The organism is Mycobacterium paragordonae, from assembly GCF_003614435.1.
Lineage (GTDB): Bacteria > Actinomycetota > Actinomycetes > Mycobacteriales > Mycobacteriaceae > Mycobacterium > Mycobacterium paragordonae.
This window is the reverse complement of the sequence record NZ_CP025546.1, coordinates 2,749,699-2,761,968: the sequence shown is the minus strand read 5'-3', so window position 1 is coordinate 2,761,968 and position 12,270 is coordinate 2,749,699. Positions and strand designations below refer to the sequence as shown.

Annotated in this window: 12 protein-coding genes and 1 pseudogene; 4 read left to right on the top strand and 9 right to left on the bottom strand. The window is 66.3% G+C overall.

The genetic code is table 11. The features are described 5' to 3' along the window. Window positions 1-8: 8 nt before the first annotated feature. Window positions 9-587, top strand: coding sequence for a TetR/AcrR family transcriptional regulator (locus C0J29_RS12940; protein WP_120792549.1), 579 nt, complete (start codon window positions 9-11; stop codon window positions 585-587). 4 nt (window positions 588-591) lie between these two features. Here C0J29_RS12940 and C0J29_RS12935 read toward each other — a convergent pair whose 3' ends face one another. The 6 genes and pseudogenes from C0J29_RS12935 to C0J29_RS12910 all read right to left on the bottom strand — a co-directional run bounded on the left by C0J29_RS12935 (window position 592) and on the right by C0J29_RS12910 (window position 6,121). Beyond that, window positions 592-789 (bottom strand): helix-turn-helix domain-containing protein, encoded by a 198-nt coding sequence (locus C0J29_RS12935; protein ID WP_065046725.1) that lies wholly within the window; start codon window positions 787-789, stop codon window positions 592-594. Between the two features lie 56 nt (window positions 790-845). After that, window positions 846-2,474 carry an ABC-F family ATP-binding cassette domain-containing protein gene (locus C0J29_RS12930; protein ID WP_065046727.1) on the bottom strand — a complete coding sequence of 543 codons (1,629 nt, stop codon included), beginning with the start codon at window positions 2,472-2,474 and terminating at the stop codon, window positions 846-848. A 36-nt stretch (window positions 2,475-2,510) separates the two neighbouring features. After that, window positions 2,511-3,338 carry an enoyl-CoA hydratase gene (locus C0J29_RS12925; RefSeq protein WP_370530917.1) on the bottom strand — a complete coding sequence of 276 codons (828 nt, stop codon included), beginning with the start codon at window positions 3,336-3,338 and terminating at the stop codon, window positions 2,511-2,513. Window positions 3,339-3,375: 37 nt separating this feature from the next. Beyond that, a complete protein-coding gene (gene trxA, locus C0J29_RS12920; RefSeq protein ID WP_065164171.1) occupies window positions 3,376-3,732 on the bottom strand; it encodes a thioredoxin in 357 nt (118 codons plus the stop codon). 43 nt (window positions 3,733-3,775) lie between these two features. Next, on the bottom strand, window positions 3,776-4,135 hold the full coding sequence (locus C0J29_RS12915; protein ID WP_120792548.1) for a thioredoxin family protein: 360 nt from the start codon (window positions 4,133-4,135) through the stop codon (window positions 3,776-3,778). A 17-nt stretch (window positions 4,136-4,152) separates the two neighbouring features. Continuing rightward, window positions 4,153-6,121, bottom strand: a pseudogene (locus C0J29_RS12910) (heavy metal translocating P-type ATPase). Between the two features lie 304 nt (window positions 6,122-6,425). On the opposite strand from C0J29_RS12910, the gene C0J29_RS12905 reads away from it, so the two are divergent. From C0J29_RS12905 to C0J29_RS12895, 3 genes are all read left to right on the top strand, one after another. Continuing rightward, window positions 6,426-7,502: a PE family protein gene (locus tag C0J29_RS12905; protein ID WP_065046799.1), complete on the top strand. Its 1,077-nt coding sequence runs from the start codon at window positions 6,426-6,428 to the stop codon at window positions 7,500-7,502. Between the two features lie 88 nt (window positions 7,503-7,590). Beyond that, window positions 7,591-9,420, top strand: coding sequence for an acyl-CoA dehydrogenase (locus C0J29_RS12900; RefSeq protein ID WP_120794708.1), 1,830 nt, complete (start codon window positions 7,591-7,593; stop codon window positions 9,418-9,420). 188 nt (window positions 9,421-9,608) lie between these two features. Then, window positions 9,609-10,175 carry a DUF5666 domain-containing protein gene (locus tag C0J29_RS12895; protein WP_231513203.1) on the top strand — a complete coding sequence of 189 codons (567 nt, stop codon included), beginning with the start codon at window positions 9,609-9,611 and terminating at the stop codon, window positions 10,173-10,175. A 17-nt stretch (window positions 10,176-10,192) separates the two neighbouring features. Here C0J29_RS12895 and C0J29_RS12890 read toward each other — a convergent pair whose 3' ends face one another. Genes C0J29_RS12890 through C0J29_RS12880 form a run of 3 tightly spaced genes read right to left on the bottom strand, consistent with a single transcriptional unit; the run spans window position 10,193 to window position 12,269 of the window. Next, complete coding sequence (locus C0J29_RS12890) at window positions 10,193-10,540, bottom strand: metal-sulfur cluster assembly factor (RefSeq protein ID WP_065046738.1); 348 nt, start codon at window positions 10,538-10,540, stop codon at window positions 10,193-10,195. Next, window positions 10,537-11,037: a Fe-S cluster assembly sulfur transfer protein SufU gene (sufU, locus tag C0J29_RS12885; RefSeq protein ID WP_120792547.1), complete on the bottom strand. Its 501-nt coding sequence runs from the start codon at window positions 11,035-11,037 to the stop codon at window positions 10,537-10,539. Before sufU ends, C0J29_RS12890 begins: the two co-directional genes overlap by 4 nt. Further along, window positions 11,034-12,269 carry a cysteine desulfurase gene (locus C0J29_RS12880; RefSeq protein ID WP_065046742.1) on the bottom strand — a complete coding sequence of 412 codons (1,236 nt, stop codon included), beginning with the start codon at window positions 12,267-12,269 and terminating at the stop codon, window positions 11,034-11,036. Before C0J29_RS12880 ends, sufU begins: the two co-directional genes overlap by 4 nt. Window position 12,270 lies beyond the last annotated feature (1 nt).

The window sequence follows — 12,270 nt, the reverse complement described above, 5'->3', positions numbered from 1 at the left end:
GCCCGCCAGTGCCAAAGGTCAGCGAGGACCATCTGGAGGCTCGGCGCCGTCAGATTCTCGACGGTGCACGCCGCTGTTTCGCCGAGTACGGCTACGACCAAGCCACGGTGCGACGGCTGGAACAAGAGATCGGGATGTCGCGCGGCGCGATCTTCCACCACTACCGGGACAAGGACGCACTGTTCTTCGCGCTGGCGCGCGAGGACACCCAGCGGATGGCGGAGGTCGCGTCGCGCTCGGGGCTCATCCAGGTGATGCGGGACATGCTCGCGGCCCCCGAGCAGTTCGACTGGCTGGCCACCCGGCTGGAGATCGCGCGCAAGCTGCGCCAGGACCCGGAGTTCAGTCGCGGCTGGGCGGAGCGTTCAGCCGAACTGGCGGCGGCGACGACCGAGCGGCTGCATCGGCAGAAACAGGCCGGGCGGGTACGTGAGGACGTCCCCGCCGACGTGTTGCACTGCTACCTCGATCTGGTGCTCGACGGTCTGGTGGCCCGCCTCGCATCAGGCGAGGATCCGCAACGCCTGGCCGCGGTGCTGGACCTGGTGGAGAACTCAGTGCGCACCTCGGCTGGGACGCAGGCGTAGCGAGTTACGCCGAGGGTTTGACGGCGCGGTGGTTGGGTCCGCCACGGCCGCGCATTATGGTTCCCGACTCGCGCAGCATGCTGTGCACTGAGCCGTATGAGCGCCCGGTCGAGGCGGCCAGATTACGGATGCTGGCGCCCTTCTCGTAGGCGTTGCGAAGCTCGTGCAACAGCTGGTCGCGGGTCTCCTTTGACTTCCGCATGGCAACAGGGTAGAAATCCGCGACCTTCGGTGGGCCACTTTGACGGAAATCGACGCTCAGGCCAGCTCGATGAGGTCGCGGTACTCCTCCGACCAGTAATCCTCGGTGCCGTCGGGCAGCAGCACGACCCGCTGCGGGTCGAGCGCTTCGGCGGCCCCGGGGTCATGGGTCACCAGCACCACGGCACCCTGATAACTGCGCAGCGCGTCGAGCACCTGCTCGCGCGAGGCCGGGTCGAGGTTGTTGGTCGGCTCATCGAGCAACAGCACGTTGGCGGTCGAGGCGACCAGGCCGGCCAGCGCGAGTCGGGTTTTCTCACCGCCGGACAACGTGCCGGCGGGCTGGTCGAGCTGCGGGCCGGTGAACATGAAAGCCCCGAGCAGACCGCGCAGATCCTGTTCGCCGGATTCGGGGGCGGCGTGGCGGATGTTCTGCCAGACGGTCGCGTCGTTGTCCAGAGTGTCGTGCTCTTGGGCGAAGTAGCCGATCCGCAAACCATGGCCGGGTTCCAGGCCGCCGGTATCGGGCGTTTCGACGCCCGCCAGCAGGCGCAGCAGCGTGGTTTTGCCGGCGCCGTTGAGTCCGAGAATCACCACCCGCGAGCCCCGGTCGATGGCCAGGTCGAGCCCGGTGAACACCTCCAGCGACCCGTAGGTTCTGCTCAGCCCCTTGGCCACCAACGGCGTACGCCCGCACGGGGCCGGGGTGGGGAACCTGATGCGGGCCACCTTGTCGGCGACCCGCTCGTCGTCGAGCGAGGCCATCATCCGATCGGCACGACGCAACATGTTCTGTGCGGCAACGGCTTTGGTGGCTTTGGCGCCCAGCTTGGCGGCCTGGTTCCGCAGCGCGGTCGCTTTGCGCTCGGCGTTGGCGCGTTCCCGGCGGCGACGCTGTTCGTCGGTGGCGCGGGCGTCGAGGTACTTCTGCCAGGTCATGTTGTAGACGTCGACTTCGCCGCGTACCGCGTCGAGGAACCACACCCGGTTCACGACGTCGGCGAGTAGTTCGACGTTGTGGCTGATGATCACCAGCCCGCCGGTGTGGGAGCGCAGGAAATCCCGAAGCCAACCAACCGAATCCGCGTCGAGGTGGTTGGTCGGCTCGTCGAGCAGCAACGTCGTCGACGAACCCGAACCGCTATCCGATGCCGCGAACAGGATGCGCGCCAGTTCGACCCTGCGGCGCTGACCGCCGGACAGGGTGCGCAGTTGCTGGGTGAGCACCCGGTCGGGCAGTCCGAGACTGGCGCAGATACGGCCCGCCTCACTCTCGGCACCGTAACCGCCGAGCGCGACGAACCGCTCCTCCAGCTGCCCGTAGCGGCGGATGGCACGGTCGCGCGCGTCGTCGTCGGCGACTTCGGCCATCAGGGCCTGCTGTTTCTCCAGGTCGGTGAGAAGCACGTCCAGCCCGCGCGCCGAGAGCACCCGGTCGCGAGCCAGGACGTCGAGGTCGCCCTCTTTGGGATCCTGTGGGAGATAACCGATTTCGCCCTTGCGGATGACCGAACCGGCATACGGTTGGCCCTCCCCCGCCAGGATGCGCATGGTCGTCGTCTTGCCGGCGCCGTTACGCCCGACGAGTCCGATCCGGTCGCCGGGCTGCACCCGCAGATCCGGGCCGTCGGGCGAGAGCAGGATGCGCGCACCAGCGCGGACCTCGAGGTCCGTAGCCGTGATCACATTCGCTCCTTTTGGGTTTGCGCTACTTGTGCGGCGCTATTTGTCGTCGGTGAAGACCGCCGGGCGCTTCTCTGCGCGTGCGGCAACCGCTTCTTCGAAGTTGGAGGTGAGCAGACGGACGAAAAGCTGTCCGAGGCCTTCGGCCTGCATGTGTCCCTCGAGGCTGCCGGCGTCCAGTCCACTCCATAGCGTGCGTTTGGTCAACTCGATACCCGGTCGGGAGAAGGCGGCCATCCGTGCGGCGATCGCATAACAGGTGTCCAGCAGCTGCGCTCCTGGCACCTGGCATGACACCAGTCCGATCCGCTCGGCCTCCTCGGCGGACACGTCACGCCCGGTCAACATGATCTCGAATGCCCGCGATGACCCGATGGCCCTGGGCAACAGGTAGCTCAGGCCCAGTTCGCTGGCAGTGAGACCGTTGTTGATGCCGGCTGCCCGGAAATACGCGCTGGTGGAGGCCACCCGGATGTCGGCGGCCAGCGCCAGGCACAGCCCTCCTCCGATGGCCGCACCATTGACCGCGGCGATCACCGGCTGGTGCAGCCGACGCAGCTTCAGAATGATCTCGTCGAGCAACTCCATGGACCGCAGCGCGTACGTCGGGCGGGTGAGGTCTTCGACATGCGGGACGGCGCCGGCGGATTTGTGGTCAGCACCCGAGGAGAATCCGCGGCCGGCGCCGGTGAGCACCACCACACGCACCGAGTTGTCGTAGGTGACCTGATCGAGCGCCTCTTTCAACGGCACCATGACGTCGAACGCCATCGAGTTCATCCGCTCGGGACGATTGAGCGTGATGAGGGCGATCTCGGGCCGCGGGTGTTCCAGGAGGACCAAACTCACCTTGAAACGGTAACGCAGACCTGATCCGGTTCCGGCAGCGTCGCCCGGGCGCGGCTCAGACTTCGGTTGCCTCTTCGGTCGCCGCTTCGATGTCGTAGGCCTTGAGTTGCTGTACCAGGTCCTCCAGCGCGGCAGGAGGCAGCGCGCCGGCCTGATTGAACAACAGCTGACCCTTCTTGAAGGCCATCAGCGTGGGGATCGACCGGATCTGAGCGGCAGCGGCCAACTCCTGCTCGGCCTCGGTGTCGACCTTGGCGAAGACCACGTCAGGGTGCTTTTCCGACGCCGCCTTGAAGGTGGGCGCGAAGGCGCGACACGGGCCGCACCAGGAGGCCCAGAAGTCAACGAGCACCATGTCGTTGCCGTTGACGGTTTCGTTGAACTGCGCCGCAGTGAGGTCTTGGGTAGTCACGTCTGCCCTAACGCCGAGGTTGTGGTTGTTGTTCCCCAGCCGCTCACAGCAGGCTGGGCGTGGTCGACTTGTGCCGGTAGGACCTGAGCTGCCTGACCAGTTCGGCCATCACCGTCGGATTAGCGATGCCTGGCTGTTTGAAGACGAGCTTGCCCTTCTTAAAGGCCATCAGCGTCGGCAGCAACGTCACACCGGCCGTCTCGACCAGATCCTTCTCTACTTCGAAGTTGACCTTGGCGTGCACGATGTCCGGGCAATTCTGCGCCGATGCCTCATAGGTGGGCGTGAAGACGTCGCACGGCGGGCACAACGGCGCCCAGAAATAAACGAAGACGTTCTCGTTGCCCCTGACCGCCTGCCGGAAATCGGCCGCGGTCAGAGCCCGCGTGCACCCAGTTCCCATCAGCAGTAGAGCGTACGTCAACGCGCCGCCGCGGACCGCCAGGTTGGGTTACTCAGCAGGCGCAGGCCGTTGAGGGCCACCAGCAGTGTCGACCCCTCGTGGCCGGCCACACCCAGTGGCAGCGGAAGCTGCCCGAAGAGATCCCACAGCACCAGCACCGTGATGAAGCTGCCGGCAAGCGCGAGGTTGACGGTCACCACCCGGCGCGCCTGCCGGGCCAAGCCGATGATCGTCGGAATGGTGTGCAGTTCATCGCGGACCGTCACTGCGTCGGCGGTCTGCAGAGTGATGTCGGAACCGGCGCCCATGGCCATCGAGGCGCACGCCGCGGCCATCGCCGGGGCGTCGTTGACGCCGTCACCCACCACCAGCACCCGGTGGCCACCGGCCTGCAGTTCGCGCACCGCCGAGACCTTCTGTTCGGGTAGCAGGCCGGCGCGCACGTCAACGATGCCGGCGTCACGGGCAACGAGTCGGGCGGCGCGGGCGCTGTCGCCGGTCAGCAGTACCGGGGGCGCCGACGTCAACTCCGTCAGGGCGGCCACGGAGTCCACCGCATCGGAACGCATCTGATCGGTGAGCCCCAAAACCCCGGCGGCCACCCCGTTGACGACTACCACGGCGGCTGTCGCACCGGTGTCGACGAGGTATGTCACTTCGCCGGGCAGCTCGCCGCGGAAACTGTGCGGACTGCAGACCTCGACGAAATCGCGCCCTATCGTGGCGCGCACACCCCGGCCCGGCACAGCGCGGAAGTCCTCGGCAGCAGGAATGATCAGACCGCGCCGCCGCGCTTCCCCGACAATCGCCCGTCCCAGCGGATGTTCACTGGATTGTTCTGCGGCGGCTGCCAATTCGAGCAATCTCGGCACGTCCATCAACTCCGGCCGCAACGACTTGACGACCGTCAGTCGCGGCGTCCCGCACGTCAGCGTGCCCGTCTTGTCCAACGCGACGATGCTGGTGTCGGCGAGGCGTTCGACGACGATCGCGGACTTCACCAGGATTCCGTGCCGGCCCGCGTTGGCGATCACCGAAAGTAGGGGCGGCATGGTGGCCAACACCACGGCGCAGGGAGACGCGACGATCATGAAAGTCATGGCGCGCAACAGCGTCGGTTGCAGCGCCGAGCCCAGCACCAGTGGGACGACGATCAACGCTGAGGTGGCCGCCACCACTCCTACCGAGTAGCGCTGTTCGATCTTCTCAATGAACAGTTGGGTTCTGGCCTTGGTGGCTGACGCCTCGGACACCAGCTCAACGATTCGGGCGACGACGCTGTGCGACGGGTCACGGGCGACGACCACGCGTAACACACCCGCGCCGTTGACGGTGCCGGCGAACACCTCATCGCCCGCGGACTTGACGGCCGGCATCGATTCACCGGTGATGGAACACTGATCGACCTCGGACACCCCGGACAACACCACGCCGTCGGCGGGTATCCGTTCGCCGGGACGCACCAGCACCCGGTCCCCCAACCACCAGCTGCTCCGCGGGCACCACCCGCTCCGCGCCCGCGGCATCGACCAGCACTGCCTGGTCCGGCGCCAGGTTCATCAGTCCCTTGACCGAATCCGCGGTGTGCTTCGTGGCAACCTCGTCGAGGGCACCGGACGTCGCGAAAATCACGATCAGCAGTGCTCCGTCGAAGATCTGCCCGATCGCCACCGCACCGATCGCGGCCACGATCATCAGCAGGTCAACGTCGAGCGCCTTGTTCCGAAGTGCTTGCACGCCTGCCCATGCCGAGCCCCAGCCGCCGGCCAGATAACAAGCCAGATACAGCGTCCACCACGCGGCTGTCGGGCCACCGTTGAGCTGAACCGCCAGACCGGCCAAAAACAGCGTCAGTGCGCCGGCCGCCCAGCGCACCGACAGCACCGACCACAGCGCGGCGCGCCAACTGAGGCCGCGGGCAGCGCTGGGCGGAACGCGGTCGAAGGAGGCCGCCGGGGCGGTCACTTCGAAGGCGGTCAAGGTCATTCCAGCGGCCTCACAGGGAGTCAGAGTGCGTCGGGATTCACCGAGTGTATTGACACAAGCGTCGTCGGAGGTCTCGGTTTGATTCCGGTATGTCATTGAATTGGCTTATGGCACTTCGCGATACGAATCACCGTCGCGGTCCGGGGCCTATTGCACAGCCCGGTCGCCATCGGGCGAATTCCCTTGGTGGACTAACCAATTTCGGCCCAAAAATTGCCTCCAAAAAGAGTTGCGAAATGGATTCATCGTTTCCGAATCGCGCTACGATTCTGAGGTCGCCGGCTCACCGCTGTGGAGGTGCGAGATGTCGTTCGTGGTCGCCAATACCGATTTCGTATCCCAAGCGGCGGGCAATCTGGCCCGGGTCGGATCACTGATCAGCGAAGCCAACAACGCGGCGGCAGCCCAGACCACCGCCGTCGCTGCCGCCGGCGCCGACGAAGTGTCGGCTGCCGTCGCTGCCATCTTCGGCGCGCACGCGCAGACGTATCAGACGCTCAGCGCCGGAGCCAGCGCCTTCCACGAACAATTCGTGCAACTGCTGGCGGGCGGAGCGCAGCAGTACGCATTGGCGGAAGCGACCAATATCGGTCCGCTGCAGCCGATCCTCGACCTGATCAACGCACCCACCAACGCACTGTTGGGCCGCCCGCTGATCGGCAACGGCGCTGACGGAACCGCGGCGAATCCGAATGGACAGGCGGGCGGCCTTCTCTTCGGCAACGGCGGCAACGGTTTCTCGTCGGCCGTCGCGGGAGTAGGCGGTGGCAATGGAGGGGCCGCCGGCCTGCTCGGTTCCGGCGGGGCTGGCGGCGTGGGCGGCGCGGGCGCGAACGGCGGCGCCGGTGGTGCCGGCGGCTGGCTGTTCGGCGCTGGCGGAGCCGGCGGTAACAGTGGTGGCGGCGGCGGCGCCGGCGGTCTCGGCGGCTCCGCATTCTTGTTAGGAAATGGCGGTGCCGGTGGTACCAGCCCGAACGGAATGGGGGCAGGTGGCGCCGGAGGCAATGGCGGCCTGCTGTACGGCAACGGCGGCCATGGCGGCGGCAGCTCCCTCACCGGCGCCTCTGGCAACGGCGGCAGGGCTTTCCTGTTCGGCGACGGCGGCGGTGGCGGGGACGCATCCAACGCCGCCCCGGCCGGAGCCGGCGGCGCAGGAGGCGCTTTCATCGGCAACGGCGGTGCGGGCGGCAACGCCCCGATGGGGGGCGTCTCCGGGCCCGGCGGGCAGGCCGGTCTGATCGGCAACGGCGGAGCCGGAGGCAACGGCAATTTGACCGGCGGCAACGGCGGAAATGCCGTCTTGATCGGCAACGGCGGCAGAGGCGGCACTCCAAACGGCGTCGGTGGCCAGGGCGGCCTACTGTTCGGCGCGCACGGGTAGCCCCTTACCTACGGTTGCGTACGTTTTCTCCCGGCAGCAAGACTGTGCCCGATCATCGGGCCGATCAGTCTGAGTGGAAGGAACCACCGTGGGGCACTACAAAGCCAACGTGCGCGACCTTGAGTTCAATCTGTTCGAGGTTCTTGACGTAGGCGCCGTCCTCGGCACCGGCAAATACGCCGACCTCGACGACGACACGGTGCGCACCATCCTGTCGGAGGCGGCCCGGTTGGCCGAAGGCCCGGTGGCCGAATCCTTCGCGTTCGCTGACCGCAACCCGCCGGTCTTCGACCCGGCAACCCACAGCATCAGCGTCGCACCGGAATTGGTGAAGACCGTCCAGGCGATCAAAGACGCCGAATGGTGGCGGCTGGGCCTGGCCGAGGAGATCGGCGGCATGGCCGCGCCGCCGCCGCTCACCTGGGCCGTCAACGAGATGATCTACTGCGCCAACCCTTCGGTCTGCTTCTTCAACCTGGGCCCGATTCTGGCGCAATCCCTGTTCGTCGAGGGGAACGACGAGCAGAAGCGTTGGGCCGCAATGGGAATCGAACGCGGGTGGCAGGCCACCATGGTGCTCACCGAACCCGACGCGGGCTCGGATGTGGGGGCGGGCCGCACCAAGGCGATCGAACAACCCGACGGCACTTGGCATATCGAAGGAGTGAAGCGGTTCATCTCCGGCGGCGATGTCGGCGATACGACCGAGAACATCTTCCATCTGGTGCTGGCCCGGCCTGAGGGCGCGGGACCCGGCACCAAGGGCTTGAGCCTGTTCTACGTTCCCAACTTCTTGTTCGACCCGGACACCGGGGAACTCGGCGCGCGCAACGGTGTGTATGTGACCGGACTGGAACACAAGATGGGGCTGAAGTCCTCCCCCACCTGCGAGCTGACCCTCGGCGCCACCGACGTTCCGGCTGTCGGATATCTGGTCGGCGGCGTCCACGACGGAATCGCGCAGATGTTCCACGTCATCGAGAACGCGCGCATGACGATCGGCGTGAAGGCCGCCGGCACGCTGTCCACGGGTTACCTCAACGCACTCGCCTACGCGAAGGAACGGGTGCAGGGCGCAGATCTGACGCAGATGACGGACAAGACCGCGCCGCGGGTCACGATCATGCACCACCCCGATGTGCGTCGCAGTCTGATGACGCAGAAGGCCTACGCCGAGGGCCTGCGTGCGGTGTATCTGTACGCCGCCGCACATCAATGCGAAGCTGTCGCGCAACATGTTTCGGGCGCCGACGCTGATCTGGCGCACCGGGTCGACGATCTGCTGCTGCCCATCGTCAAGGGTGTGGGCTCCGAACGTGCCTACGAGGTGCTGACCGAATCGCTGCAGACGCTGGGCGGCTCAGGCTTCCTGACCGACTATCCGATCGAGCAGTACATCCGCGACTCCAAAATCGATTCGCTGTACGAGGGCACGACCGCGATTCAGGCGATGGACTTCTTCTTCCGCAAGATCGTGCGGGACCACGGCCAGTCGCTGCAGCACGTGACGACTCAGATCAATAAAACAATCGAGACCACCACGGAGTCGTTGAAGGACCAGGCCGAGTTGCTGCAGGCCGCCGTCGAAGATGTCACCGGCATGACGGGTGCGCTGATGGGAAACCTGATGTCGGCCGCCCAACACCCCACCGACATCTACAAAGTGGGCCTCGGATCGGTCCGGTACCTGCTCGCGGTCGGGGATCTGCTCATCGGCTGGCGATTGCTGGCACAGGCCAACGTGGCCGAGGCGGCGTTGTCCGGCGATTTGTCAGGCAGCGAAAAGGCTTTCTATGAAGGCAAGGTCGCGGTCTCGGCGTTCTTCGCCAAGAACATCCTGCCGAAGTTGGCCGGAGTGCGCGCCGTCCTGGAGAACATCGATGACGACGTCATGCGCGTCTCCGAAGATGTCTTCTGACTCATAGGGTCCGCACAGCTGGGACGGGTAGACCGGATCGTCGGGAACCACTGACGATTTGGGGAGGACCCTTGTCATTTACTCGGTCATCTACTCGTGTCGCGATTGCCGCTGTCGCGGCCGGACTGTCCCTCGCGGCGTGCAGCTCCTCGCACACGGCCGGTCCCAGCACATCACCTAGCACCGCGGTGGCGGCCCCGACCACCAGCGCGTCGGCACCGCCCAAGGGCGAGACACAAGTCCGCGGGTTGATCGCGTCCGTCGCCGGCAATGCGGTTCAGGTGACGCAGCAAAGCGGAACGGCCACTGTGGATTTCAGCGGTTCGACCAAGATCAGCGAGGTCAGCGCCGGGGCCCTGACTGACGTCGCCGTGGGTAGCTGCGTCACCGCCCGATCCAAAGATGAGGGCCAGCCCGCTGCGTCGGTGCGCGTCAGCCAGGAAGTTGACGGCAAGTGCCCGCAGGGTAAGCAGCCCACGACGCCGGGCCGGCATGCGCCGATCCAGGGCACGGTGGCGTCAGTAAACGGCGAAACCATCACCGTCAACACCGCCGGAGCGCCGCAAACCGTGACGGTCACGGACAAGACGAAATACACCAAAGAAGCCCCGGCGACGTCCGAGGAAATCGCGCAAGGCAAGTGCATCACCGCCCGCGGGAGCGAGAACGGCGGCGCGTTGCAGGCGACGTCGATCAGCGTGCGGCAGGCCGCTGACGGCAAGTGCCCTGACGGGGCCGGGCGGCACCCGCGCTGACAGTGCCCAGGGGGCGACTAGACAGTGAAGCCGAGGGCGCGCAGCTGCTCGCGGCCGTCCTCGGTGATCTTGTCCGGGCCCCACGGCGGGTTCCACACCCAGTTGATCCTGAGCTCGTCGACCAGGCCGGCGCCCACCAGCGCCGACCGTGACTGGTCCTCGATGACATCGGTCAACGGGCAGGCCGCCGACGTCAGCGTCATGTCGACCAGGGCGACGGTTCCCTCCTCGCCCTTCTCCAGGTTCAGGCCGTAAACCAGACCGAGGTCGACGACGTTGATGCCGAGTTCCGGGTCAACGACGTCGCGCATCGCCTCTTCGACGTCGGCGAGCAAAAGCTCGTCAGATGCAGTGGTGTCGCTCATTGTGCAACCTCCTCCTCGAAGCCGGCGTGGGCCTGTGCGGACGTCTGATTGGCCACGCTGGCCCGGGCCAGCGCATCCTTGAACGCCATCCAGCCCAGCAATGCGCATTTCACCCGCGCCGGATACTTGGCCACTCCTGCGAACGCTACTCCGTCGCCGAGCACTTCCTCGTCGCCCTGCACGTTGCCGCGCGACGAGACCATCTCGGTGAAGGCGTCGATGGTCTTGAGCGCCTCCGGCACACTCTGCCCGATGATCTGCTCGGTCAACACCGATGTCGCTGCCTGACTGATCGAACAGCCTTGGCCGTCGTAGGAGATGTCGGCGACGGTCTCGCCGTCCTCGGACAGCGCGACGCGCAGCGTGACCTCGTCACCGCAGACCGGGTTGACGTGAAAAACCTCGGCGCCGAACGGTTCCCGCAGCCCGCGGTGATGCGGGTGCTTGTAGTGGTCCAGGATCACATCCTGATACATCTGCTCGAGACGCAATTTCAGTCTCTCCCAAAGAATTCCAGGGACCGCCGAACGCCTGTTATCAGACGGTCGACCTCTTCCTCGGTGTTGTAGAGCGCGAACGACGCACGGGCGGTGGCCGCCAGGCCGAACCGCCGGTGCAGCGGCAACGCGCAGTGATGTCCGACGCGCACGGCCACGCCGTCGTCGTCGAGCACCTGGCCGACGTCGTGCGCGTGCACGCCGTCGACGATGAAGGAGACCGGCGACCCACGGTTCTCCATCGATGTGGGCCCGACGATGCGGACACCCTCGATCCCGGACAGGCCCTCGATGGCCTTGGCGACCAACTCGCGCTCGTGCGCTTCCACGGCCGGCATGCCGACGGCGTCCAGATAGCGTGCGGCAGCGGCCAATCCGACCACCTGCGACGTCATCGGGGTGCCCGCTTCGAAGCGCTGGGGGGCGGGCGCGTAGGTGGAGGTCTCCATGGTGACGGTCTCGATCATCGATCCGCCGGTGAGAAACGGAGGCATGGTGGCCAGCAACTCGCGGCGGGCGTAGAGGACGCCGATACCGTTGGGCCCCAACATCTTGTGTCCGGAGAACGCGGCGAAGTCCACGCCGAGTGCATGGAAGTCAACCGGCTGGTGCGGCACCGACTGGCAGGCGTCCAGCACGGTGAAGGCCCCTACCGCCCGGGCCCGCCCGACCAGTTCGCCGACCGGTGCCAGTGCGCCCGTCACGTTCGAATGATGGCTGAAAGTAACGACTTTGACGTTGCGGTCGAGCTGCAACGAGTCGAGATCGATACGGCCGTCTTCGGTCACGCCGAACCACTTGAGGGTGGCGCCGGTGCGCCGGGCCAGTTCCTGCCAGGGCACCAGGTTGGCGTGGTGTTCCAGTTCGGTGGTGACGATCACGTCGCCCGGTCCGATCGCACCCTCGAAACGGCTATCGCCCAACACGTATGACACGAGGTTCAACGACTCGGTGGCATTCTTGGTGAACACCAGCTCGTCGGGGTCGGCGCCGACGAACGCGGCGATGTCGGCTCGGCCCTGCTCATAGGCGTCGGTGGCCTCTTCCATCAGCTGGTGCGCACCGCGGTGCACACCCCCGTTGGAGGTGACGAGAAACTCGCGCTCGGCATCGAGCACCTGCAGCGGGCGCTGCGAGGTCGCCCCGGAATCCAGGTACGCCAATTGATTTCCGCCGCGCATGACGCGCTTGAGAATGGGGAAATCGGCGCGGATCGCCGTGAGGTCCAACATG

Coding starts and splice junctions, on each gene's coding strand:
- C0J29_RS12890 (WP_065046738.1), bottom strand. CDS start 10,540: ATGAGCGACACCACTGCATCTGACGAGCTTTTGCTCGCCGACGTCGAA.
- C0J29_RS12915 (WP_120792548.1), bottom strand. CDS start 4,135: ATGGGAACTGGGTGCACGCGGGCTCTGACCGCGGCCGATTTCCGGCAG.
- C0J29_RS12880 (WP_065046742.1), bottom strand. CDS start 12,269: ATGTTGGACCTCACGGCGATCCGCGCCGATTTCCCCATTCTCAAGCGC.
- C0J29_RS12905 (WP_065046799.1), top strand. CDS start 6,426: ATGTCGTTCGTGGTCGCCAATACCGATTTCGTATCCCAAGCGGCGGGC.
- C0J29_RS12935 (WP_065046725.1), bottom strand. CDS start 789: ATGCGGAAGTCAAAGGAGACCCGCGACCAGCTGTTGCACGAGCTTCGC.